At 64.6% G+C, this 22,264-nt stretch carries 25 protein-coding genes and 1 tRNA gene; 22 read left to right on the forward strand and 4 right to left on the reverse strand.

The window, feature by feature from the left end; all coding sequences use genetic code 11:
• Window positions 1-64: 64 nt before the first annotated feature.
• Window positions 65-1,126, reverse strand: coding sequence for a porphobilinogen synthase (gene hemB, locus C7G42_RS30335; protein ID WP_106952562.1), 1,062 nt, complete (start codon window positions 1,124-1,126; stop codon window positions 65-67).
• Window positions 1,127-1,262: 136 nt separating this feature from the next.
• Here hemB and C7G42_RS30340 point away from each other — a divergent pair, with 136 nt between their 5' ends.
• The 13 genes from C7G42_RS30340 to C7G42_RS35545 all read left to right on the forward strand — a co-directional run bounded on the left by C7G42_RS30340 (window position 1,263) and on the right by C7G42_RS35545 (window position 12,048).
• Window positions 1,263-1,763, forward strand: a complete 501-nt coding sequence (locus C7G42_RS30340; RefSeq protein ID WP_094891836.1) for a DUF6163 family protein — start codon at window positions 1,263-1,265, stop codon at window positions 1,761-1,763.
• A gap of 513 nt (window positions 1,764-2,276) precedes the next feature.
• On the forward strand, window positions 2,277-2,795 hold the full coding sequence (ldtR, locus tag C7G42_RS30345) for a transcriptional regulator LdtR (RefSeq protein WP_106952563.1): 519 nt from the start codon (window positions 2,277-2,279) through the stop codon (window positions 2,793-2,795).
• A gap of 200 nt (window positions 2,796-2,995) precedes the next feature.
• Window positions 2,996-3,232, forward strand: coding sequence for a hypothetical protein (locus C7G42_RS30350; RefSeq protein ID WP_106952564.1), 237 nt, complete (start codon window positions 2,996-2,998; stop codon window positions 3,230-3,232).
• Window positions 3,233-3,269: 37 nt separating this feature from the next.
• On the forward strand, window positions 3,270-3,491 hold the full coding sequence (locus C7G42_RS30355) for a hypothetical protein (RefSeq protein ID WP_094977594.1): 222 nt from the start codon (window positions 3,270-3,272) through the stop codon (window positions 3,489-3,491).
• 259 nt (window positions 3,492-3,750) lie between these two features.
• Window positions 3,751-5,049, forward strand: a complete 1,299-nt coding sequence (gene glyA / locus C7G42_RS30360) for a serine hydroxymethyltransferase (protein WP_106952565.1) — start codon at window positions 3,751-3,753, stop codon at window positions 5,047-5,049.
• Between the two features lie 15 nt (window positions 5,050-5,064).
• The gene (nrdR, locus tag C7G42_RS30365) at window positions 5,065-5,547 is read left to right on the forward strand and encodes a transcriptional regulator NrdR (protein ID WP_106952566.1); all 483 of its coding nucleotides are present in this window, start codon (window positions 5,065-5,067) and stop codon (window positions 5,545-5,547) included.
• Window positions 5,544-6,692, forward strand: a complete 1,149-nt coding sequence (gene ribD / locus C7G42_RS30370; protein WP_106952567.1) for a bifunctional diaminohydroxyphosphoribosylaminopyrimidine deaminase/5-amino-6-(5-phosphoribosylamino)uracil reductase RibD — start codon at window positions 5,544-5,546, stop codon at window positions 6,690-6,692. The genes nrdR and ribD overlap by 4 nt, the downstream gene beginning before the upstream one ends.
• Window positions 6,692-7,300: a riboflavin synthase gene (locus C7G42_RS30375; protein ID WP_106952568.1), complete on the forward strand. Its 609-nt coding sequence runs from the start codon at window positions 6,692-6,694 to the stop codon at window positions 7,298-7,300. Before ribD ends, C7G42_RS30375 begins: the two co-directional genes overlap by 1 nt.
• 110 nt (window positions 7,301-7,410) lie before the next feature.
• Entirely contained in the window at window positions 7,411-7,902 is a 492-nt protein-coding gene (gene ribH / locus C7G42_RS30380; protein WP_092029955.1) for a 6,7-dimethyl-8-ribityllumazine synthase, read from the forward strand.
• Window positions 7,903-7,904: 2 nt separating this feature from the next.
• Window positions 7,905-8,399, forward strand: a complete 495-nt coding sequence (gene nusB, locus C7G42_RS30385) for a transcription antitermination factor NusB (RefSeq protein ID WP_106952569.1) — start codon at window positions 7,905-7,907, stop codon at window positions 8,397-8,399.
• Between the two features lie 43 nt (window positions 8,400-8,442).
• Window positions 8,443-9,435 carry a thiamine-phosphate kinase gene (gene thiL, locus C7G42_RS30390; protein WP_106952616.1) on the forward strand — a complete coding sequence of 331 codons (993 nt, stop codon included), beginning with the start codon at window positions 8,443-8,445 and terminating at the stop codon, window positions 9,433-9,435.
• Window positions 9,436-9,669: 234 nt separating this feature from the next.
• Entirely contained in the window at window positions 9,670-11,790 is a 2,121-nt protein-coding gene (locus tag C7G42_RS30395; protein ID WP_106952570.1) for a sodium-translocating pyrophosphatase, read from the forward strand.
• Between the two features lie 102 nt (window positions 11,791-11,892).
• A complete protein-coding gene (locus tag C7G42_RS35545; protein WP_008129438.1) occupies window positions 11,893-12,048 on the forward strand; it encodes a hypothetical protein in 156 nt (51 codons plus the stop codon).
• Window positions 12,049-12,128: 80 nt separating this feature from the next.
• Here C7G42_RS35545 and C7G42_RS30400 read toward each other — a convergent pair whose 3' ends face one another.
• Together C7G42_RS30400 and C7G42_RS30405 are read right to left on the reverse strand one after the other, a co-directional pair.
• On the reverse strand, window positions 12,129-13,130 hold the full coding sequence (locus tag C7G42_RS30400) for a Bug family tripartite tricarboxylate transporter substrate binding protein (protein WP_106952571.1): 1,002 nt from the start codon (window positions 13,128-13,130) through the stop codon (window positions 12,129-12,131).
• A gap of 117 nt (window positions 13,131-13,247) precedes the next feature.
• Window positions 13,248-13,733: an outer membrane protein assembly factor BamE gene (locus tag C7G42_RS30405; protein WP_199581215.1), complete on the reverse strand. Its 486-nt coding sequence runs from the start codon at window positions 13,731-13,733 to the stop codon at window positions 13,248-13,250.
• A 98-nt stretch (window positions 13,734-13,831) separates the two neighbouring features.
• Between C7G42_RS30405 and C7G42_RS30410 the strand changes: the two genes are divergently transcribed.
• From C7G42_RS30410 to C7G42_RS30450, 8 genes are all read left to right on the forward strand, one after another.
• Window positions 13,832-14,395, forward strand: coding sequence for a ubiquinol-cytochrome C chaperone family protein (locus tag C7G42_RS30410; RefSeq protein ID WP_106952572.1), 564 nt, complete (start codon window positions 13,832-13,834; stop codon window positions 14,393-14,395).
• Complete coding sequence (locus C7G42_RS30415) at window positions 14,392-14,973, forward strand: YceD family protein (protein WP_106952573.1); 582 nt, start codon at window positions 14,392-14,394, stop codon at window positions 14,971-14,973. Before C7G42_RS30410 ends, C7G42_RS30415 begins: the two co-directional genes overlap by 4 nt.
• A gap of 298 nt (window positions 14,974-15,271) precedes the next feature.
• Window positions 15,272-16,333, forward strand: a complete 1,062-nt coding sequence (gene plsX, locus C7G42_RS30420) for a phosphate acyltransferase PlsX (RefSeq protein WP_106952574.1) — start codon at window positions 15,272-15,274, stop codon at window positions 16,331-16,333.
• Window positions 16,330-17,310, forward strand: coding sequence for a beta-ketoacyl-ACP synthase III (locus C7G42_RS30425; RefSeq protein WP_106952575.1), 981 nt, complete (start codon window positions 16,330-16,332; stop codon window positions 17,308-17,310). Before plsX ends, C7G42_RS30425 begins: the two co-directional genes overlap by 4 nt.
• 134 nt (window positions 17,311-17,444) lie before the next feature.
• Entirely contained in the window at window positions 17,445-17,786 is a 342-nt protein-coding gene (locus tag C7G42_RS30430; protein ID WP_199581216.1) for an integration host factor subunit alpha, read from the forward strand.
• A gap of 28 nt (window positions 17,787-17,814) precedes the next feature.
• Window positions 17,815-18,399 (forward strand): MerR family transcriptional regulator, encoded by a 585-nt coding sequence (locus C7G42_RS30435; protein ID WP_106952576.1) that lies wholly within the window; start codon window positions 17,815-17,817, stop codon window positions 18,397-18,399.
• Between the two features lie 110 nt (window positions 18,400-18,509).
• Window positions 18,510-18,587: transfer RNA gene (locus C7G42_RS30440), tRNA-Pro, on the forward strand.
• Between the two features lie 724 nt (window positions 18,588-19,311).
• Window positions 19,312-20,382, forward strand: coding sequence for a COG3904 family protein (locus C7G42_RS30450; RefSeq protein WP_106952578.1), 1,071 nt, complete (start codon window positions 19,312-19,314; stop codon window positions 20,380-20,382).
• A 109-nt stretch (window positions 20,383-20,491) separates the two neighbouring features.
• On the opposite strand, the gene C7G42_RS30455 is transcribed toward C7G42_RS30450, so the two are convergent.
• On the reverse strand, window positions 20,492-21,163 hold the full coding sequence (locus tag C7G42_RS30455) for a TetR/AcrR family transcriptional regulator (RefSeq protein ID WP_106952579.1): 672 nt from the start codon (window positions 21,161-21,163) through the stop codon (window positions 20,492-20,494).
• A 76-nt stretch (window positions 21,164-21,239) separates the two neighbouring features.
• On the opposite strand from C7G42_RS30455, the gene C7G42_RS30460 reads away from it, so the two are divergent.
• Window positions 21,240-22,205 carry an alpha/beta hydrolase gene (locus C7G42_RS30460; protein WP_199581217.1) on the forward strand — a complete coding sequence of 322 codons (966 nt, stop codon included), beginning with the start codon at window positions 21,240-21,242 and terminating at the stop codon, window positions 22,203-22,205.
• The last annotated feature ends 59 nt before the right edge of the window (window positions 22,206-22,264 follow it).

Below are 22,264 nucleotides of genomic sequence, written 5' to 3' on the forward strand. Positions count from 1 at the left end.
GGCACCCGGACATTAACGAGCCAAAATATTCCGGCGATTCGGGGGCGGGAGCCCGGCGACAGCCTTAGCCTTGGCTGCGCAGCTTCTCCGCCGCCTTCGGCGCGAAATAGCTGAGCACGCCATCGGCGCCAGCGCGCTTGAAAGCCAGCAGGCTCTCCATCATCGCGCGCTCGCCGTCGAGCCAGCCGTTGTTGGCGGCAGCCGCGATCATCGCGTATTCGCCGGAGACCTGGTAGGCGAAGGTCGGCATCGCAAAGGTGTCCTTCACGCGGCGGACCACGTCGAGATAGGGCATGCCGGGCTTCACCATCACCATGTCGGCACCCTCGGCGATGTCGAGCTCGACCTCGCGCAGCGCCTCGTCGGTGTTGGCGCTGTCCATCTGATAGGTGCGCTTGTCGCCGGTGAGCGTCTTGGCCGAGCCGATCGCGTCGCGGAACGGGCCGTAGAAGGCGGAAGCGTACTTGGCGGCGTAGGCCATGATCTGCACGTCGGTCAGGCCGGAGTGATCCAGCCCCTCGCGGATCGCGGCAACGCGGCCGTCCATCATGTCGGAGGGCGCGATGATGTCGCAGCCGGCTTCCGCCTGAACCAGCGCCTGACGCACCAGCACCGCGACCGTCTCGTCGTTCAAGATCCTGCCGTCCGAGATCAGGCCGTCATGACCGTGGCTGGTGAAGGGATCGAGCGCGACGTCGCAGAGGATACCGATGTCCGGGAATTCCTTCTTGATCGCCCGCACGGCCTGGCAGACCAGATTGTTCGGGTTGGTCGCTTCCGAGCCCTCCTCGTCGCGCAAAGACGGCTCGGTATAGGGAAACAGCGCCAGGCAGGGGATGGTGAGCTTCATCGCGCGCTCGGCCTCGCGCACGGCCTGGTCGACGCTGAGGCGCTCGACGCCGGGCATCGATGCGACATGCTCGCGCTTGTTGTGGCCGTCGATCAGGAACAGGGGCCAGATCAGGTCGTCGGTGGTGAGCACGTTCTCCCGCACCATCCGCCGGGCCCATTCGGCCTTGCGGTTGCGGCGCGGGCGGACGGTCAGATCGAGGGCATGGGGCACCGCAGCACCCTCCCGGCGCGAGACCTCGCGCAGTTCGATCGGACGTCCGTATTTGATCGCCATCACTCTTCCTCCGGCTGGAATTATTCTTATACCAGCTCGCATGGCTCCCGTCACCGCGGCTTGACCTGCCGCAAGGCAGAATTGACGTGACGGGCGGCCGATTGATTTTGCGAGCCGAAGCAGCCAGAAGGGGGCCATGTCCGAGATCACCACCCGCGATGCGGCCCGCGACGGCAGCCCCAGGGACGCCGTCAGAGACAGTGCCAGAGACAGCGCGATGTCGGTGGCCGCGATCTCGTCGGAGCGCCCGGAGTCCGACGACAATGTGTGGACGCGCCGTCTCGTGCTGTTCCTGCGGGTGATGGCGCTGCTCTCGATCCTCAAGGGCCTCTATCATTGGGCGCAGGTGACGGGCTTCGTCGGCGGCGAGGACGAGGCGTTCGAGAACCAGTCGATGGCCTGGCAGGCCGCCACCGTCTATTTCGCGGTGATCGAACTCGTCGCCGCGGTCGGCCTGTGGCTGGCGACGCCGTGGGGCGCGGTGGTGTGGCTCACGACCGTGGTGTCGATGGCGGTGATCGAGCTGATGTTCCCGGGAATCTACGGCGGCAGCCTGATCGTCGTGGGCGTCGAAGCCTTCATGCTCGCGGCCTATCTCGCACTCGCCTGGATGGCCGCGCGCGAGCGACCGCCATAGCGTGGCGCCGTAGCCAGCAAACAGTCTCGTGCCCCGGACGCATGCAGCGCGCCGCACTTGCGGCGTGATGCGTTGCAGAGCCGGAGCCCATCTCTCCACGATCTCGTCTGGGGCTTTTTGAGTCCCGGATCTCGCTTCGCTCGTCCGGGACACGAGAGCGCGGTTGTGCCGATTTGGTTGACGGCTGGTTGCCTAAAATTCGAGGTAACTTTTCGTTGACCTCGTGCATCCCGCCACAGCTGTTACACGCCCGTTTCGAAACGGAGCGGGGCTGTTCTGGAATGCGACAAGGGGGGCGGACGGAGGGTGAACAGGACCTTGCGAAGGTCAACAGAGCGTTGCGAAAAGCCCTTGTGGCACAGGCTTAATCCGCAATTCACTGTCTTAAATTCATGATCTCTTTATTCTCTTATTTAAGGCGATCTTCAAACGCCCCCCTTAAGTTGCACCTATCAGGCGGGACACAAGTTTCGTCGAATAAGTGTCGATAAAAACGACAACAGGGGAAGTGTCATGATGAAAGCCGTCGCAACTGCGGCAGATACCGCGGAGCGCGTCTCCGGCCAGCAGGGTTCGGTGCAGTCGCTCTATCTGGAAGCCTTGACTCTGGTGGAGCGGCTGCATCGCCGGCTGCTCGACGTGATCAAGGACGAATTCGATCGCCGCGGCCGCGCGGACATCAACTCGGTGCAGGCTCTCCTGCTTTACAACATCGGCGACAAGGAGCTGACCGCGGGCGAGCTGCGCACGCGCGGCTACTATCTCGGCTCCAACGTCTCCTACAATCTGAAGAAGCTCGTCGAGCTCGGCTTCCTCGATCATCAGCGCTCGCGCGTCGATCGCCGCTCGGTGCGCATCCGCCTGACCCCGCAGGGCCAGGAAGTCCGCCGCATCGTCGATACGCTCTACCAGAAGCACGTCAAGACGGTGGAGCAGGTCGGCGGCATCTCGGGCGAAGAATTCTCGACCCTCAACAAGTCGCTGCACCGCCTCGAGCGGTTCTGGACCGACCAGATCCTGTATCGGCTCTGAGTTTTAACGGGATAGGCCAAGCCGGCCCGCAACAAGACCGGCAAGCCGCCCGAACGTGCCTCAACTTCCCCAAGCGCGCCGGCCCGGAGTTGCCCCGGACCGGTGCGTTTTGCATTTTTGCACCTGCGAAGAAAATCTTGCGGTCCCCAGGAACCAGTTCCGGGCTTTGCGCTTATCTCCTTCGGATCGGAGAAACGGCGATGCTGGTCGAGCGCGGGCTTCAGGCGATGAATGTCGAACTCGTGAGCGAGGCCTACGCCATCGCCGCGAATTACCTGCGCCGCTCCGGCGCGATACCCGATACGCTCGTCACCGATGAACGCCTGCTCGGGATCATCATCAAGCTGCTGCACAGCGGCGAAATCAACAAGATCAGGCTTGCCAACAAGGCGATCGCCCGGTTCCAGGCGCAGGCCGAGGCCCGCGCGGTTGCCTGATCGACAATCCCAAAACATTGACCAACCAGAGGGTGCCATGGAAGCCGCCATCGACCGCATCATGCAGACCTACGACATGCTCGCCAACCGCACCGCAGCGGCCAGCGAAGAGGCGAGGGCCAAGGTCACGAACTATCTCAACACCCTGATGGAAGCCGGCGAGAAGGACACCCACAGGTTGACGGTGTGCGGCCTGACCTATCTGCGCCAACTCGACGGCAGCGTGGATCCGGTGAAAGCGGGGTATACCGGCCTGTGACAGGCCGCCGGCGGATCCAAAAAATGAGGAGTTAGGGCCAAAGCGGCCCGTTCGGGAGGCGGCGGTCGGGCGGTTCCCAAAGGCTGGCCCAAGCGCGCAAATCTCCACGCTCCACCATATCTTGCACAAATCTCAGGCCCGACCCGCAACCACTTGGCCTGTTGCGGGCGATGTGGTAGATCGCGCTCGCCGCTTCCGATCGCCACACCAGACCGCCCGTAGCCCGCCAAAAGGCTGCGGCGGTGGAGATATTCGCAAGATGACCTTCGCCAAAACCGCCTCCGCGCCCGATTCGTTTTTCACCGCCTCGCTCGAGCAGGCCGACCCGGAAATCGCCACCGCCATCAAGGGCGAGCTCGGTCGCCAGCGCCACGAGGTCGAGCTGATCGCCTCCGAGAACATCGTGAGCCGGGCCGTGCTGGAAGCGCAGGGTTCGGTGATGACCAACAAATACGCGGAAGGCTATCCGGGCGCGCGCTACTACGGCGGTTGTGAGTGGGTCGACGTCGCCGAAAACCTTGCGATTGATCGCGCCAAGAAGCTGTTCGGTGCCAAATTTGCCAACGTGCAGCCGAACTCCGGCAGCCAGATGAACCAGGCGGTGTTCCTGGCGCTTCTGCAGCCCGGCGACACCTTCATGGGCCTCGACCTTGCGGCCGGCGGCCATCTCACCCACGGCTCCCCCGTCAACATGAGCGGCAAGTGGTTCAAGGCCGCGCACTACACCGTGCGCCGCGAGGACCAGATCATCGACATGGATGCGGTCGCCAGGCAGGCCGAAGAGGTCAAGCCGAAGCTGATCGTCGCGGGCGGCTCGGCCTATTCGCGCGCTTGGGACTTCAAGCGCTTCCGCGAGATCGCGGACAGCGTCGGCGCTTATCTGCTGGTCGACATGGCGCATTTCGCCGGCCTGGTCGCCGGCGGCGTGCATGCCTCGCCGGTGCCGCATGCTCACATCACCACGACGACGACGCACAAATCGCTGCGTGGTCCGCGCGGCGGCCTGATGCTGTGGAATGACGAGACGCTGACCAAGAAGTTCAACTCGGCGATCTTCCCGGGGCTGCAGGGCGGCCCGCTGATGCATGTGATAGCGGCCAAGGCGGTCGCCTTGGGCGAGGCGCTGCGTCCGGACTTCAAGGTCTACGCCAAGAACGTCGTCGAGAACGCCAAGGCGCTGGCCGAAGCCATGAAGAGCCACGGCTTCGATATTGTTTCCGGCGGTACCGACAACCATCTGATGCTGGTCGATCTCAGGCCGAAGGGCCTGAAGGGCAACGCCTCGGAGAAGGCGCTGGTTCGCGCTGCCATCACCTGCAACAAGAACGGCATTCCGTTCGACCCCGAGTCGCCGTTCGTCACCTCCGGTATTCGTCTGGGCACCCCGGCGGCGACCACCCGCGGCTTCGGCGTCGCCGAATTCCAGCAGGTCGGCGGCATGATCGCAGAGGTCCTCAACGCGGTCGCGCAGTCCGACGACGGCAAGGCGCCGCTGGTCGAGGCCGCGATCAAGGAGCGGGTCAAGGCGCTCACCGACCGATTCCCGATCTACCAGTAAGGTCAAGGTCAACGGATGCGCTGCCCGAACTGCAACAGTCTCGATACGCAGGTAAAGGACTCGCGTCCGACCGAGGACTCGTCCGTGATCCGCAGGCGGCGCGTGTGCGTCGCCTGCAATTTCCGATTCACCACCTTCGAGCGCGTGCAGCTGCGCGAGCTCACCGTGGTCAAGCGCAACGGCCGCCGCGTGCCGTTCGACCGCGACAAGCTGATGCGCTCGGTGTCGATCTCCTTGCGCAAGCGGCAGGTCGAGCCAGAGCGCGTCGAGAAGATGGTCTCCACCATCGTGCGCGAACTCGAGACCGGGGGCGAAGCCGAGATCTCCTCGGAGGTGATCGGCGAGACCGTGATGGAGCATCTGCGCACGCTCGACGACGTCGCCTATGTGCGCTTCGCCTCGGTCTACCGCAATTTCCGCGAGGCCAAGGATTTCGCCGATGTGCTCGGCGAACTCTCCGGTGAGGAGGAAGCGCGGCTCGCCGCGATCCCCAAATGATCTTCCGTATCCTGGAGGATCAGTTCGCGCAGAAGATCCGCGAGGCCAAGGATTCCGATCGCCGTTTCATGGAGCTGGCCCTTGCGCTCGGCCGGCGCGGGCAGGGGCGGACCTGGCCCAATCCGGCCGTCGGCGCGGTCATCGTGAAAGACGGAATCATCGTCGGCCGCGGCTGGACCCACGCGGGCGGGCGTCCGCATGCCGAGCCCGAAGCCCTGCGGCGGGCAGGCGAAGCCGCCCGCGGCGCCACGCTCTACGTCACGCTCGAGCCTTGCTCGCATTTCGGCAAGTCGCCGCCCTGCGCCGATGCGGTGATCGCAGCCGGCATCAAGCGCGTGGTGGCGGCGATCGAGGATCCCAATCCGGAGGTCGCAGGCCAGGGGCACGCGCGGCTGCGCGCTGCCGGCATCAATGTGGACGTCGGTCTGTGCGCGGCGGAGGCGGCCTTCGACCATGCCGGGCATTTCCGCCGCATCCGCGACCACCGCCCGCATGTGATCCTGAAGCTCGCTGTCTCGCCCGACGGCAAGATCGGTGCTTCCGGCGGCAGGCCGGTCGCGATCACCGGGGAGGCGGCGCGCAACCGCGTGCATCTGCTCCGTGCGCAGAGCGATGCCATCCTGGTCGGCATCGGCACGGTGCTGGCGGACGATCCGCAACTCAACTGCCGCCTGCCAGGCCTGGAAGCGCGTTCTCCGGTGCGAGTTGTGCTCGACCAGAATCTGCGCATCCCGGCCGCAAGCCAACTGGTGCGCTCCGCGCGCGAGGCGCCGCTCTGGGTGGTCGGTTCTGATCTCGCCGAAGCCGCCGCCGCGACCCGTCTTGGCGCTGCCGGCGCGCAGATCATCCGCGTACCGCCCGGGAGCGCGTCCGGGCTCGATCTTCCGTCCGTGCTCCATGCTCTCGCCGGGAAGGGCATCACGCGGCTGATGGTCGAGGGCGGCAGCCGGGTCGCCGCATCGTTCATTGCCGCCAACCTCGTCGACGAAATCTGGCTGTTCCGCGGAGCGGAAGCGGTTGGGCCCGGCGGAATAGATGCGCTCGATGCATTGCCCCTGTCGAAAATCACGCAGTCGCAGGCCTACAAGGTTCATGCTAGCGAAACATTCGACAAGGATACTCTCACCATCTACGAGCGCGCGTAATGTTCACTGGCATTGTCACCGATCTCGGCGAGATCGTCGGCTTCACGCCGACGGCGCAGGGACAGCTGCACCGGCTGCGCATCGCCTGCCGCTATGACCAGACCACCATTGCCGACGGCGCCTCGATCGCCTGCAACGGCGTCTGCCTGACGGTGGTCGCCTCCGGCGTCGAAGGCGGCAGGACCTGGTTCGACGTCGATGCCGCGGCCGAGACGCTGGCGATGACGACGGCAAGGCACTGGAAGCGGGGCGCACGGCTTAATCTCGAGCGGGCGCTGAAGATCGGTGACGAACTCGGTGGCCACATCGTCGCCGGCCACGCTGACGGTGTCGCCACACTCGTCAGCCGCGAGGATCTGCCCGACATGGCGCGGTTCGAGCTTTCGACCACGCGGGAGCTGGCGCGTTTCATCGCCACCAAGGGCTCGATCACGCTCGACGGCGTCTCGCTGACGGTCAATACGGTCAGGGACGTGACGTTTTCGGTGCTGATCATCCCGCACACGCTTTCGGTCACGACGATCGGTGGCTGGAAGGCGGGCGACGAGGTCAATATCGAGGTCGATCTGATGGCCCGGTACGCGGCGCGGCTGACGGAAATGAAGTGACGGCGTACAAAGTCGTCGTGCGCGGGCTTGACCCGCGCATCCATCCTCTTAAGAGGGGCTAGCCCGATGGATTGCCGGGTCAAGCCCGGCAATGACAGAATAGGTTGACCATGGCAGACGCGCGGCGCGCACCCCTGAAGGACCAGACCGACATTTCCGGCGCGCGCGCGCTGATCGTCGAGGCACGGTTCTATGACGACCTCCAGGACGCGCTTCTGGACGGCGCGGTGGCCGAGCTGAAGGCGGCTGGCCTGACCCATGACGTGATCACGGTTCCGGGCGCGCTTGAGATTCCGGCGGCGGTGGCTATCGCCGTCGACGCGGCTGCCGCCAACGGCAAGCCCTATGACGCGGCGATCGCGCTCGGTTGCGTGATACGCGGCGACACCATTCATTTCGAGATCGTCTCGCAGGAATCCTCGCGCGCGCTGATGGACCTTGCGGTGGCGCGCAAGCTGCCGCTCGGCAACGGAATTCTCACGGTCAACAATGAGGACCAGGCCTGGGCGCGGGCGCGCGCCAGCGAGCTCAACAAGGGCGGCGATGCCGCGCGCGCGGCGATCGCGATGCTGCGCATCAAGCGCCGGCTGGCGCGGGCTTGATCATGGCTGACAACAAGAAACCGGCGGGGCCCACGGAGAAGAAGGCGAACCGACGTGGTGCAGCACGGCTCGCAGCCGTGCAGGCGCTGTACCAGATGGACATCGCCGGCGCCGGCATCAACGACATCTTCGCCGAGTTCGAGAGCCACTGGCTCGGCAACGAGGTCGAGGGCGACACGTACCTGCCGGCAGAAGCGGCCTTCTTCCGAGACGTCGTCTCGGGCGTCGTGCGCGACCAGCAGAAGCTCGATCCGCTGATCGACGAGGCACTGTCGAAGGGCTGGCCCTTGAAGCGGATCGAAGCGATCCTGCGCGCGGTGCTGCGGGCAGGGGCCTATGAGCTGCAGCACCGCAAGGACGTGCCGGGCCGCGTCGTCGTCTCCGAATATGTCGATGTCGCCAACGCCTTTGTCGACCGCGAGGAGACCGGAATGGTCAACGCCGTGCTCGACCAGATCGGCCGCCAGTTTCGCGGCGACGAGTTCGGGCGCGGGTAGTTTCCCGCGAGGGCGAAGACAGTGGTGGGTGTAGCTGCCGATGATGGCGAACAATCCTTCCCCCGAAGACTCCCTCATCGCGCGCTATTTCAAGCCGCTGGCGACCGATCCCGGCGCGTTCGGCCTGGTCGATGACGCGGCGGTGCTGTCGTCGTCGGGCGACGACATTGTCGTCACCACCGACGCCGTCGTCGAAGGCGTGCACTATCTTGCCACCGATCCGCCTGACACCATCGCGCGAAAAGCGCTGCGGGTGAACCTGTCCGATCTCGCGGCCAAGGGTGCGGTGCCGGCCGGCTTCGTACTGACGCTGGCGCTGCGCAGCAAGGAGGATGCCTGGCTGCGGCCCTTCGCGGACGCGCTGGGCGAGGACGCGAGAGAATTCGGCTGTCCGCTGCTCGGCGGCGACACGGTGTCGACGCCGGGGCCGCAGATGATCTCGATCACCGCCTTCGGCCGCGTGCCGAAGGGGCGGATGGTCGGCCGTACCGGTGCGAGGCCAGGCGATCGCATTCTGGTGACCGGCACGATCGGTGACGCAGCGCTCGGCCTCGAGGTGCTCACCGGCGGTGCCGCTGCGGCCGCGCTCGCGACCGATCCCGCTGCGAGAGAGGCCCTGGTGTCACGCTATCGGGTGCCGCAGCCGCGCAACCCGCTGGCACGGGCCGTGCGCGATCATGCGACCGCGGCGATGGACGTCTCCGACGGCCTCGCCGGTGATTTGACCAAACTATGCGCGGCGTCCGGGGTCTCGGCCACGGTCGACGTGGCGCGCGTGCCGCTCTCGGCCGCGGCCGCAGGCCTGGTTGCCCGTAACGCCGTTTGCGTCGAGACGCTGCTTGCGGGTGGCGACGATTACGAGGTGCTGTGCACCGTCTCGCCGGCGCAGGCAGATGCGCTGATTGCCGCGGGGCGGGCGACCGGCCTTGCCGTTACCGCGATCGGCACGATCGTCGCGGGCCAGCAGGGGCCGCGCTTCCTGGACGGGCAGGGCCAGGAATTGGTCTTGAGGCGGCTGTCCTACAGCCACTTCTAGGAATTGCTCCAAACCGGCATCCAAGTTCTCGGTGCTTGGCCTAATTACCTGCCGAGATCGGCGTTTTCGGCCTTATCCGGCGTTGCACCCTCAATTCGATTTTGGCAAGCTTGTGACCGACTAAGGCCGCCCCTTTTGGGTAGGGGGCGGCTTTGTTCGAAATCAAGGCGCCGCACCGCACGACGGACAACAAAAGGCGCCGGGGACACATCAAGGATCTGAGGCAAAAATCACATGACAGCATTATGGTTGATTGTGCTCTGCGGAGTGCTTTCCGTCGTCTACGCGATTTGGGCGACGTCTTCGGTGTTGAGCGCGGATGCGGGGTCGCCGCGCATGCAGGAGATCGCGGCAGCGGTCGCGGAGGGGGCACAGGCATATCTGCGGCGCCAGTACACGACGATCGCCATGGTTGGCGTGGTCATCTTCGTCTTGCTCGTCTATTTCCTCGGAATCTACGTTGCCATCGGCTTTCTGATCGGCGCCGTCCTGTCGGGAGCCGCCGGCTTCATTGGCATGAACGTCTCGGTCCGCGCCAATGTGCGCACCGCGCAAGCCGCGACGACGTCGCTCGCCGGCGGCCTCGAGCTCGCCTTCAAGGCCGGCGCGATCACCGGCATGCTGGTGGCAGGTCTCGCATTGCTCGGCGTGACGCTCTATTTCGGCTTCCTGGTGCATTCGCTGAAGCTTGCACCTGACAGCCGCATCGTCATCGACGCCCTGGTGGCGCTCGGCTTCGGCGCCTCGCTGATCTCGATCTTCGCCCGTCTCGGCGGCGGCATCTTCACCAAGGGTGCGGACGTCGGCGGCGACCTCGTCGGCAAGGTCGAGGCCGGCATTCCCGAGGACGATCCGCGCAACCCGGCCACCATCGCCGACAACGTCGGCGACAACGTGGGCGACTGCGCGGGCATGGCCGCCGATTTGTTCGAGACCTATGCGGTGACCGCGGTCGCAACCATGGTGCTCGCTGCGATCTTCTTCGCCAAGACGCCGATCCTCGCCAACATGATGACGCTGCCGCTCGCGATCGGCGGCATCTGCATCATCACCTCGATCATCGGCACCTTCTTCGTCAAGCTCGGGCCGAGCCAGTCGATCATGGGCGCGCTCTACAAGGGCCTGATCGCAACCGGCGTCCTGTCGCTGATCGGCATCGCCGGCGTGATCTACAGCCTGATCGGTTTCGGCAAGCTTGATGGCGTCGACTATACCGGCATGGCGCTGTTCGAATGTGGCGTGGTCGGCCTCGTCGTCACCGCGCTGATCATCTGGATCACCGAATACTACACCGGCACCGACTATCGTCCGGTCAAGTCGATCGCCCAGGCCTCGGTGACCGGCCACGGCACCAATGTGATCCAGGGGCTTGCCGTCTCGATGGAAGCGACCGCGCTGCCCGCGATCGTGATCATCGCCGGCATCCTGGTCACCTACAGCCTCGCCGGCCTGTTCGGCATCGCGATCGCGACTGCCACGATGCTAGCGCTGGCCGGCATGGTCGTCGCGCTCGACGCGTTCGGCCCGGTGACGGACAACGCCGGCGGCATCGCCGAGATGGCGGGCCTGCCGAAGGAAGTGCGCAAATCGACCGACGCGCTCGACGCGGTCGGCAACACCACCAAGGCAGTCACCAAGGGCTATGCGATCGGGTCCGCCGGTCTCGGTGCCCTCGTGCTGTTCGCAGCCTACAACCAGGACCTCAAGTTCTTCGTTGCGGACTCCGCGCATCATCCCTACTTCGCCGGCGTCAATCCGGACTTCTCGTTGAACAATCCCTACGTCGTGGTGGGCCTGCTGTTCGGCGGTCTGCTGCCGTATCTGTTCGGCGCGATGGGCATGACCGCAGTCGGCCGTGCGGCGAGCGCGATCGTCGAGGAGGTGCGGCGCCAGTTCCGTGAGAAGCCGGGCATCATGCAGGGCACCGACAAGCCGGACTATGGCAAGGCGGTCGACCTGCTGACCAAGGCGGCGATCAAGGAGATGATCATCCCCTCGCTGCTCCCGGTGCTGTCGCCCATCTTCGTCTATTTCGCGATCTATGCGATCGCGGGTGGCGGCGTGGCCGGCAAGTCGGCGGCGTTCTCGGCGGTGGGCGCCATGCTGCTCGGCGTGATCGTGACGGGCCTGTTCGTCGCGATCTCCATGACCTCGGGCGGCGGCGCCTGGGACAACGCCAAGAAGTACATCGAGGACGGTCATTTCGGCGGCAAGGGCTCCGACGCCCACAAGGCGGCCGTGACCGGCGACACCGTCGGCGATCCCTACAAGGACACCGCGGGTCCCGCGGTGAACCCGATGATCAAGATCACCAACATCGTGGCGCTGCTGCTGCTGGCGATCCTGGCGCACTGAGCGGCGCAGACCAGACAAGACAAAACCCCGCGGCGCGAGCCGCGGGGTTTTGCTTGGCAACAACCTCGTTCGCTCCATGCGAACAAACACGGAGATCAATCCATGTCGCTCTCATCCGCCCGGAATTATGCGCTCCGCGCCGCCAAGTCGCAGGACCAGAAGGAGGCCGCCGAATTGTTATCCAAGGCCATCCTGGAGCTCGCGCTGGCGATCGAGGCCACCGATGCCAAGGTCAAGAAGATCAACAAGTCGTCCTAGGTGCGATGCGATCGCCACGTTGGGCGCGGCGCCAATCGGGGTCGCGAAGTGCATCCGCCGACACGGATCGCGGACGTCAGCTACTGCACGTCCATCTGCAGCCCTTCCTTCTGGATGATGCCGGCGAACTTCTTCGTCTCGGCATCCACGAAGGCGGCGAACTGCTCGGGCGTGCCGTAGTCGGCGCGGGCGCCCATGGCGGCGATCTGCTTCTTGATGTCGTCGCGCTCCAGCATCGCCTTGACCTGGAGATTGAGCGCGCTCAGCACCTCGGGCGAGACGCCCTTCGGCAGGAACACCGAGAACCACGAGGACACGTCGAAATTCGCCAGCTCCGGCGCGGTCTCGCGCATGGTCGGCAGGTCTTTCGCGAGGTCGCTGCGTTCGGTGGTGGTGACGCACAGACCGTTGAGCGTGCCGTTCTGCACCTGCGGCAGGCTCGGGTAGAGATTGTCGAACAGGATCTGGATGTCACCGGCGAGCGCGGCCTGGAGCGCGGGACCGGCGCCGCGGAACGGGATGTGCGTCATCTTGAGGCCGGTGAGCTGGAGGAACCAGGCGCCGGTGAGGTGAGGGCTCTGACCGACGCCGGAGGAGGCGTAGCTGAGCTTGTCCGGATTGGCCTTGAGATAGGCGATCAGCTCGGCGATCGACTTGATGCCGGTTTTCGGATGCGCCGACACGATGTTCGGAATCCGGATCATGTTGGAGACAGGCTGGAGCTGGTCCGGCTTGTAGCTCAGATTCTTGAAGATGCTGTAGGCGATCGCGTTCGGACCGGGATTGCCGACCAGGATGGTGTGGCCGTCAGGCTTGGCGCGAACCACCTCGGCCGTGCCGATGGTGCCGCCGCCGCCGGAGCGGTTTTCCACGACGGCCGACTGGCCCCAGGCGGTCTGCAGATGCGCGGCCAGGAGCCGGCCCAACACGTCGGTCGAGCCGCCGGCTGCGGCCGGCACGACGAGACGGACGTTTTCGGTCGGCTTCCAGTCGGCCAGGCTCGATCGCGGCAGGATCGCTGCGGCCGTAAGGCCGGCCGCACCGGTGAGCACGCGACGTCGGGATAGCAAATGTCTGGGCACGAATCCTCTCCCTGCTTCTTGTTTTGCAGGGAGCGTAGGGAACCAGGCGCGCGACGGCAAGCCGCATGCGACCGCGACGGCTGCAACGACAGCGGCAGGACGCCGCAGGTGCGATTCTCAGTTAAAGCTAAGCAGCTTGAACAGCGGCGCGAGGTAGCTCATCTCCTGACCCGACGTCGCCGTGGTCCGGCTGATGAAGTCGAAGATCCTGCCGTCCTGCAGGCCGTAATTCGCAAGGCGGCGCACACGCCGGTTCTTGTCGAAATAGACCGCGATGACGCGCTGGTCGACCACCTTCTGGTTCATGAAGGCGACCATGCGCTCCGAGCGCTGCGAGATGTAGTAGAACACTTCGCCGTCGAGGGTTGCCACCGTGGAGGGCGTGCCCATCACGATCAGCACCTGGTCCTGGCTCGCGCCGATCGGAATCTGCTCCAGCGCGCCGGGCGGCAGAATGTAGCCCTTCTGGAATTGCTCGCCGGTGCAGCCCGTGAGCGCGGCGCCGACCAGGGCGACGGCGGCGAGCATGCGCAAGCCGCGCCAGCGTGCATGAAGGCCGCGCCGCTTGTCCGCGCGCAGGCTGGTCTGGTTCGTTATCGTCATAGCGGAACTGATTCCGTCCCCTTGCATCGCGCGAGGCGCTGAAGTACCGGGCGGGGCGTCTGAATGCAACACGCGCGCGCCCGCTTGCGGAAACCACAATGCTTTGGCCGTTCAATCACTTCAGGAAACCCCGGCTAACCCCGCGCGGCACCATTGAAGCCATCTATGGCATGATCGTGACGCAGGCGCGAGAACCCATATTTTACCGTGACTTGGGCGTGCCCGATACGGTTAACGGGCGTTTCGACCTGTTGCTGCTGCATCTTTGGCTGCTGCTGCGGAGCCTGCGGACGGTCCAGGGAGCCGCCGCGGGAGCCTCGGAGCTGTCGCAGGCGCTGTTCGACCGCTTCTGCGAGGACATGGACGACAATCTGCGCGAGATGGGGGTAGGCGACCAGACCGTCCCGAAGCGGATGCGGGCCTTCGGCGAGGCGTTTTACGGTCGCGTCCAGGCCTACGACCAGGCCGTCGAGGCCGGCGGCGAGGCCCTGGCAGAGGCGATCTGCAAGAATATCTTGAACGGGACCGGGCTGGACCGGGCGAAGCGGCTCGCGGCCTATGCGCGGGCCAGCGAGGCCGATCTCGGCCGGGCCGACGAGGCCGCGCTGCTGCGCGGCGCCTTCAGGTTTCCTCCAGCGCTTTCCGAGGGTGACACGCCATGAGCCGACCAAGTACCGGATCCGAGCCCGATCCCTGGCGGGTCCCCGTCCTCGTTGCGCAGATCCCCGACACCGGCCTGCACCGCAAGCTCGAGGCCTCGGCCGCCGAGCGGCAGGCCATGGCGGAGGCCGGTGGCCTGCGCGAGATACTGTCCGCCCAGGCCGATTTCGATGTGGTGCCCAGGAGTGGCGGCCGCGTCCAGGTGACCGGCAGCGTCCGGGCCCGAATCGGCCAAACCTGCGTGGTCACGCTCGATCCGATCGAGAGCGAGGTCGACGAGGAGGTGGATCTGACGTTCGCCCCCGAGGCCGAGGCGCGCCGCCTGGCCGACCTGATCGCGGAGGGGCGGGACGACAAGGATTCGTCGGAGGTCGCTGACCCGCCGGAGCCGATCGTCAACGGCATCATCGACCTCGGCCGCCTCGCCACCGACGCCCTGTTCCTGGCGATCGATCCCTATCCGCGCAAGGAGGGGGTTGTGTTCGAGGCGGAGGTCACCGCCCCCGATCCGGAGGACCATCCATTTGCGGTGCTGAAGGCGCTGCAAGACAAGAAACAAGACAAGAAGAAGGGCAAATAGCTGGGCATTCCCGGCAGCACCGCTTTGCTACGGGGCGTGAGGTGCTTGCGTGAGCGGTTTGAAAAGCTGATTTATCCGTTTGATTCCAATGCGTTTCCTGTGAATTTGCCGCTTGGCGGCCGGACCGCCCTGAAAGCAAAAGGCTGGGGGCAAGAGGTTGTTTCGGGGTAACAAAACGCTATTGTCGCGCCCCGGTCGGGGCGCGGCGTGGCGCTCGACCGATCGCCATGTCGATGGCGAACCCATTCTGCGGCCCCGCTCGTTCAAGACCGCACCAGACCAGGTTTCCGGGACTTTTATGCCAAGCAAGGTTCGCATTGCGCTGGACGCCATGGGGGGCGACGGCGGCGCCGCCGTGGTCATTCCCGGCGCCGCTATCTCGCTTCAGAGGCATCGGGGGACCGAGTTCCTGCTGGTCGGGGACCGCGCCATGATCGAGCCCGAGCTCGCGAAGCATCCCGCCCTTAGGGCCGCTTCGAAGATCATCCACACCGACGTGGCCGTCAGCGGCTCGGACAAACCGAGCCAGGCGCTGCGGCGCGGCCGCAAGACCTCCTCGATGTGGCTTGCCATCGACGCGGTGAAGAAGGGCGAGGCGGATGTCGCGGTTTCCGCCGGCAACACCGGCGCGCTGATGGCGATGTCGCGCTTCCATCTGCGCACGTTGCCGGGGGTCGACCGTCCGGCAATCACCGGGGTATGGCCGACCAAGCGGGGCGAATCCGTCGTGCTCGACCTCGGCGCAACCATCGGCGGCGACGCGCACCATCTGGTGTCGCTCGCGGTGATGGGCGCGGCGATGGCAAGCGTGCTGTTCGACAAGAAGCGCCCCACGGTCGGGCTGCTCAATATCGGGGTCGAGGAGATCAAGGGGCACGAGGAGATCCGCGAGGCGGGTGAAATCCTGCGCGCCAGGAACCTTCCGGAACTCGACTATATCGGTTTCGTCGAGGGCGACGGCATCGGCAAGGGGCACGCCGACGTCATCGTGACCGAAGGTTACAGCGGCAATATCGCGCTCAAGGCTGCCGAGGGAACCGCGCGGCAGATGGCGGAATTGCTGCGCGAAGGGATGCAGCGGAGCTGGATGACCAAGCTCGGCTATCTCTTGGCACGCGATGCCTTTCAGGCGCTGCGCAACAAGATGGACCCGAACAAGTCCAACGGGGGCGTGTTCCTGGGGTTGAACGGATTGGTGGTCAAGAGCCATGGCGGAATCAGCGCCGAAGGCTTTGCCTCCGCGATCAATGTTGGCTATGAGATGGTCAAATTCGATCTCCTGAACAAGATCAATCAGATGCTCAACCGCGAAGGTGGTGCACTCAATTCCGTGCAGGCCGCGCAGGAGGCTGTTTCGTGACTCAGATTCGTTCGGTCGTGCTGGGCTGCGGCTCTTATTTGCCGGAGCAGGTGGTGACCAACGCCCAGCTGGCGGCGCGTATCGACACCTCCGACGAGTGGATCGTGCAGCGCACCGGCATTCGCGAGCGGCACATCGCGGGCGAGGGCGAGTTCACCTCGCACCTCGCGATCAAGGCGGCGCAGGCTGCATTGACCGACGCCGGCCTGGATGCGCAGTCGATCGACCTGATCGTGCTGGCGACCTCGACGCCGGACAACACGTTTCCCGCGACCGCCGTCGCCGTGCAGCACGCCCTCGGCATCAACCACGGCGCGGCCTTCGATCTCCAGGCAGTGTGCTCGGGCTTCGTGTTCGCGCTCGCCACCGCCGACAATTTCCTGCGCACCGGCGCCTTCAAGCGCGCGCTGGTGATCGGCGCCGAGACCTTCTCGCGCATACTCGACTGGAACGACCGCGGCACCTGCGTGCTGTTCGGCGACGGTGCCGGCGCGGTGGTGCTGGAGGCGCAGGAGCAGCCGGGCAAGGCTGCGACCGATCGTGGCGTCGTCACCACGCATCTGCGCTCCGACGGCCGCCACAAGGCAAAGCTGTTCGTCGACGGGGGCCCGTCCTCAACCCAGACCGTCGGCCATCTGCGCATGGAGGGCCGCGAGGTCTTCAAGCATGCGGTCGGCATGATCACCGACGTCATCGTCGACGCCTTCGAGGCGACCGGGCTCAATGCCGACAGCATCGACTGGTTCGTGCCGCACCAGGCCAACAAGCGAATCATCGACGCGTCCGCCCACAAGCTTCACATTGCGCCGGAGAAGGTGGTGCTGACGGTGGACCGTCACGGCAACACCTCGGCCGCCTCGATTCCGCTGGCGTTGTCGGCGGCCCGCAAGGATGGTCGCATCAAGCGCGGCGACATGGTTCTCATGGAGGCGATGGGCGGCGGCTTCACCTGGGGCTCGGCGATGGTGCGCTGGTAGAGCCACAGTCGATAAAATTTTGCCGGAATTCGCGGCCATTATCGATGCGCCTGCATTGATGAGCGCTGTTGACCGCCGTATCGTAAGCTCATAATTTCAGACAACAATTGTTCGCCGTGATGTGGGGCAGGGCGATGACCGATCAAAGTAAAACCGTAACGCGTGTCGATCTGTGCGAAGCCGTCTACCAGAAGGTGGGCCTGTCGCGCACGGAATCGTCCGCCTTCGTGGAACTCGTGCTGAAGGAGATCACCGACTGCCTGGAAAAGGGCGAGACGGTGAAGCTGTCTTCGTTCGGGTCGTTCATGGTCCGCAAGAAGGGCCAGCGCATCGGTCGCAACCCGAAGACCGGCACCGAGGTGCCGATCTCGCCGCGCCGGGTCATGGTGTTCAAGCCATCGGCGATCCTGAAGCAGCGGATCAACGCGCAGCATCGTACCAACGGCGACGGCAGCAAGATTCAACCCGAGGCGTAAGTCGCGCCCTGCGCAAAGGATTTGGCATTTGGACAAGGCGCCGGATGCGTTCCGAACCATCAGCGAAGTAGCGCAGGAACTCGACATTCCCCAGCACGTGCTGCGGTTCTGGGAGACCCGGTTCTCCCAGATCAAGCCGATGAAGCGCAGCGGCGGCCGCCGCTATTACCGCCCCGACGACGTCGACCTGCTCAAGGGCATCCGCCGGCTGCTCTATGGCGAGGGCTACACCATCCGCGGGGTGCAGCGGATCCTGAAGGAGCACGGCGTCAAATCGGTGCAGGGCCTCGCCGACAGCGCCGCCGCGGTTTCGTTCGGCGCCATCGAGGATGCCATCGGCGCGAGCCTGATGGAGCCCGAGGACGAGGAGGCGCCGATCAAGGGCGTCACCGACAGCGACGAGGACGACTACCAGGGCGATGAGGAGGAAGGCATCGACTTCCGCTTCACCGAGGTCGACGACGAGGACATCCTCACCACCTTCCGCAAGGGCGGCACGACTGCCGCGGCTCCGGCCGGCCCCAGTGCGCTGGACCGGGAACGGCTAGGCCGCGTCCTCGCCGACCTCGTCGCCTGCCGCGAGATGCTGGACCAGGCGCTGAAGGACGGCTGACTGCCTTTTTAGCGGCATTGCGGGCAGTTCCGGCGACTGTGGGCAGGGACGGCAAAATGCTGCGGCCTCGCCTTGCGCATCGCTCCGATCCTAGCTAATGGAACGACGTTCGGAGCGTGGCGCAGCCCGGTTAGCGCACTAGTCTGGGAGACTAGGGGTCGGAGGTTCAAATCCTCTCGCTCCGACCATTTTTCTCAAAGCATCGGTTGGGCGGATTGAGCGTCGGTTTGGGACGCGCTCCCCGCCGGGCACGCGTGCGCGGCGATCAACCGCGGCGACCCCTGATGGTTGGCAAGCCAAAATGTCGAAAAACAACCCCATGCACAGTAGCGATGTCATTGATCAGATGTCGCTTTTCCGAATCGATTTGACCCGTCCGGCGCAGTAGCGGCATTATGCCGGCACTTGCCAGCCAATGGGATTGGGAATGCTCCGGATCGCTCTGCTCTGCGCGCTCGCGCTGACCACCTCGGCCACTTTGGCCGGTGACGGACCCAAAAATCAAGAAACTGATCGGCTCATGCAGGTTCTTCGTGACGAGATCGCGCGCGAGGATTGTCTATGGCGCGAGAGCTTGACGCGACTATCCAATCAAACTCCAGACGAGCAGCAAAAGATCTCGGGACTCGTTGCACATTTCTGCAGTCGGAGAAGTAGAGAGCGGATCATTGAGGGGGCGTCGACGGAAGATCTCGGCCGGCATGAAGTCGCTCAGTACGACCAGCTGTGGGCACAGGAGAGGGCGATCGCGATCGCGAGGCAGATTCGGGAGCTCCGAGAGCGCAGGCTGCCATAGAGGTGTGGCTGCCTGGCATCGGCGCAGGGCCGGCAACTGCTTGCTTCTACCAAAAGGTGTAGCGACGGCCTGTACTCCCGCGCTAATTTGTGGCGTTTGGGGCAGGAATTGGATCGATGGCGCAGCTTGTGAAAGCCATGGCGTGGCGGAAGATTTACGCGCTCGCTCTTCTATTGGCTTTTCAGTCGGGTTCGGCGGACGCGCAATCGAACATGACTGTAAAGGGATTCCCGCCGGAGCTACCCACTGAGATAGCGGGCAATGGATGGTTTGTGTTTTTGGACGGAGACATCGATCCCGATGCACCCCAGCGGTTTGAGCAGTATGTCACGCAAAACCGTATTCCCGATCGGTCTATTGTCTACCTGAACTCACCCGGTGGAAGCTTGGCTGCAGGCATCGAACTCGGTCGTCTGTTCCGAAAATATGGTTTGTCCACCGATATCGGTCGGAATTCACCATTCTCTTCGAAGCGCTACGATATTGATGCGGGCGGCTGTTATAGCGCGTACGCATATTTAGGCGGTCAGTTCAGGTATTTGAAGCAGGGGTCCCGATACGGCGTTCACCAATTCAAGTCGGTGCGGGCCGATGAGCGCATTGAAGGGACTGCTCAGGTCATCTCCGCTCTGGCAGTCGAATACATGCGCTCGATGGATGTTGATCCGGATCTATTCACGTTGAGCGCCGCCGCGAGCCCTGACGGGATGCAGGAGGTCGACAAAGTAACTTTGGAGCGGCTGAACGTCGTCAATAACGGGCGGACCCGACCTGTCTGGACAATCGAAAGTACGGACGGACAGCTTTATCTGAAAGGACAGCTAACAACCGAAGAATCCGGAATCAACAAGTTCATCCTCTACTGCGAAAAGCGGCGCGCATTCTTACTCGCCATCTTCGATACCCTTCGTCGGGATACTGAGCTCATGAATATGGCCGCCCATTCTCTTTTGATCGATGGGCAGGTGTACCGACTGCGTCCGGATTCCAAGCGGATTCAAAACGGGCTGTTCAAGGTCACATACACTCTGTCGCAAAAGGAAATAGTCGCCCTTCGCAAAGGGGAGAATGTTGGTGTGGCGATTCAGGTCTCCTATGAGGCACCTATATTCCTCGGTTTTGAGGGGATGAGCATCGGGAGCGGCAGGCCGAAGCTTGTCGGCATGCTCGATCAGTGCGCTCAATAGGGTCTTCCCATTTCACGGACATTGCGGCCTGACCTCTTCGCCCGCCAAAGGGCGCATCATGTCCTCGCATTCTGGCAAGCGCGTCCAGGCTTTGGGCATCGACTGCGACCTACCTCAAATACCCCACCACCAACCGCGTCGTCTCGTCCGCGAGCGTCCGCACCATCTTCTCCAACAGCATCTCGGCGCCATGTAGCACCGTGTTGTGCGCGGTCGCTTCGATCGTGCTGACGCAGATGAAGGTTGCGACGTCAAGGTCGACCTTGCGCATCTCCTTGCGGCGGCTTTCGAGATAGGCGCGCACGAGGGTCTGGATCTCGCGGTTGTAGGCTTCGACATCCCTGAGCTGGCCGGTGCGCGGGATCTGCTCGGCGAGCACGCGATGCAGTTTCGGATTGATGCGGTGGGCGTCGATCGCGACGGTGACGAGTTTTCGCACCGCCTTGTCGATCGGCAGGTCCGCGACCTCCGCGAGCGCGGCGCGGACGATGCCCATGATCTCCTCGTTGTGGCGGTCGATAACGGCGGCGACGAGCGCTTCCTTGCTCGGGAAGTATTGGTAGAGCGAGCCGACGCTGACGCCGGCGACTTCCGCGATCCGGTTGGTGCTGGTCTTCTCGAAGCCGTCGCGCACCAGAATGCGAGCGGTCGCCTCGACCAGCGCATCGACGGTGGCGCGTGATCGCGCCTGCAGGGCGTTTTTCCGAGGCTTTGTCGGCGGCGTGCGGGCCATGGCGATGCGATCCGAATGCGAGTAGGAAAAGCGAGCGAATGCTCGCATTATATTGCCCCATGGCGACCTTCCGGCAAGCGTCTTCGTCGCCATATTGATGCGAAAGCCAGGCGGAGAGGGGACCATGAGCGTCGCAAGACTTGTGTCGGCCTTGCAGTTTTGTCCTGTCATGTGCGCGCCGCGAAACCGCGATCCCGCGCCGAGCCTGCAGAGCCGCCTGTTCAACGCGGTGCTGGCGCAGCTCCCCCACAAGAAGCAGCTCGCATCAGCCGAGGCGGTGCACGCGCATGTGCAGAAGCTCGCGCTTAAGCCTGTCACCTTCGAGCCGACGGGGCTCGGTCGCGGTGTCGAGGCGACGCTGACGAAGATGGGCGGATGGCCGGTCTATTACACCGCGCCGTCCTCGGGTCATGAGGGCTGCAACTTCGTCATGTTCCTGCATGGCGGCGGCTACATCAACGAGATCGTGCCGGCGCATTGGCGCTTCGTCGGCGAGATGACGCGCAAGGCGAACGTCGTCTGCGTGGTGCCGATCTATCCGCTGGCGCCGCGCGCGACCGCGAAGGACGTGGTGCCGGTGACGGCCGAGATCCTGCGCATGCTGCTGGAGGACGCGGGGTCTGCGAAGGTGACGGTGGTCGGCAACTCCGCCGGCGGGGGGCTCGCGCTCGCCGCGTGCCAATGGCTGCGTGATCGTGGTCATCGGCAGCCGAACCAGATGGTGCTGATTTCGCCCGCGGCCGATGCGTCGGTCAGTCGTCCGGAGCAGGCGACGATCGCGGCACGCGATCCGATCCAGGATATTCCGGGCCTCGTTGAGGCCGGGCGGCTCTACGCCGGCGAGCTCGATGTCGACCATCCCTACGTCAGCCCGCTCAACGGCGTCTTCCGTTTCCTCGCGCCGATGACGATCTTCTCTGGCACGCGCGATCTGCTCTATCCCGACAGCGTCGATCTCGCTGCCCGGGCGAGGGCGGTGGGCGTGCCGGTCGAACTGCATCTGCTGCGTGATCAGCCGCACAATTACGCGCTGATGCCGACGCCGGAAGGGCGGCGCGCGCGGGCGCTGATCATGCGTGCGGTGGCCTGAGGTGAAAGGTGTGACCGTGGTCACAGGGCGGGCCGCCTCGCGGGGGCTTGGCGCTGGTC

Source organism: Bradyrhizobium sp. MOS003 (assembly GCF_003020125.1).
Classification (GTDB): domain Bacteria; phylum Pseudomonadota; class Alphaproteobacteria; order Rhizobiales; family Xanthobacteraceae; genus Bradyrhizobium.

Bases quoted from the DNA above. Each gene is read 5' to 3' on its own strand.
- C7G42_RS30455 (WP_106952579.1), bottom strand. From the start codon at position 21,163: ATGCGAGCATTCGCTCGCTTTTCCTACTCGCATTCGGATCGCATCGCC.
- ldtR (WP_106952563.1), top strand. From the start codon at position 2,277: ATGATGAAAGCCGTCGCAACTGCGGCAGATACCGCGGAGCGCGTCTCC.
- ribD (WP_106952567.1), top strand. From the start codon at position 5,544: ATGATCTTCCGTATCCTGGAGGATCAGTTCGCGCAGAAGATCCGCGAG.
- C7G42_RS30395 (WP_106952570.1), top strand. From the start codon at position 9,670: ATGACAGCATTATGGTTGATTGTGCTCTGCGGAGTGCTTTCCGTCGTC.
- C7G42_RS30460 (WP_199581217.1), top strand. From the start codon at position 21,240: ATGAGCGTCGCAAGACTTGTGTCGGCCTTGCAGTTTTGTCCTGTCATG.
- thiL (WP_106952616.1), top strand. From the start codon at position 8,443: ATGGCGAACAATCCTTCCCCCGAAGACTCCCTCATCGCGCGCTATTTC.
- C7G42_RS30415 (WP_106952573.1), top strand. From the start codon at position 14,392: ATGAGCCGACCAAGTACCGGATCCGAGCCCGATCCCTGGCGGGTCCCC.
- plsX (WP_106952574.1), top strand. From the start codon at position 15,272: ATGCCAAGCAAGGTTCGCATTGCGCTGGACGCCATGGGGGGCGACGGC.
- C7G42_RS30450 (WP_106952578.1), top strand. From the start codon at position 19,312: ATGGCGCAGCTTGTGAAAGCCATGGCGTGGCGGAAGATTTACGCGCTC.
- C7G42_RS30405 (WP_199581215.1), bottom strand. From the start codon at position 13,733: ATGACGATAACGAACCAGACCAGCCTGCGCGCGGACAAGCGGCGCGGC.
- C7G42_RS30350 (WP_106952564.1), top strand. From the start codon at position 2,996: ATGCTGGTCGAGCGCGGGCTTCAGGCGATGAATGTCGAACTCGTGAGC.
- nrdR (WP_106952566.1), top strand. From the start codon at position 5,065: ATGCGCTGCCCGAACTGCAACAGTCTCGATACGCAGGTAAAGGACTCG.
- C7G42_RS30410 (WP_106952572.1), top strand. From the start codon at position 13,832: ATGCTTTGGCCGTTCAATCACTTCAGGAAACCCCGGCTAACCCCGCGC.
- C7G42_RS30430 (WP_199581216.1), top strand. From the start codon at position 17,445: ATGACCGATCAAAGTAAAACCGTAACGCGTGTCGATCTGTGCGAAGCC.
- nusB (WP_106952569.1), top strand. From the start codon at position 7,905: ATGGCTGACAACAAGAAACCGGCGGGGCCCACGGAGAAGAAGGCGAAC.
- C7G42_RS30340 (WP_094891836.1), top strand. From the start codon at position 1,263: ATGTCCGAGATCACCACCCGCGATGCGGCCCGCGACGGCAGCCCCAGG.
- hemB (WP_106952562.1), bottom strand. From the start codon at position 1,126: ATGGCGATCAAATACGGACGTCCGATCGAACTGCGCGAGGTCTCGCGC.
- C7G42_RS35545 (WP_008129438.1), top strand. From the start codon at position 11,893: ATGTCGCTCTCATCCGCCCGGAATTATGCGCTCCGCGCCGCCAAGTCG.
- glyA (WP_106952565.1), top strand. From the start codon at position 3,751: ATGACCTTCGCCAAAACCGCCTCCGCGCCCGATTCGTTTTTCACCGCC.
- C7G42_RS30355 (WP_094977594.1), top strand. From the start codon at position 3,270: ATGGAAGCCGCCATCGACCGCATCATGCAGACCTACGACATGCTCGCC.
- C7G42_RS30375 (WP_106952568.1), top strand. From the start codon at position 6,692: ATGTTCACTGGCATTGTCACCGATCTCGGCGAGATCGTCGGCTTCACG.
- ribH (WP_092029955.1), top strand. From the start codon at position 7,411: ATGGCAGACGCGCGGCGCGCACCCCTGAAGGACCAGACCGACATTTCC.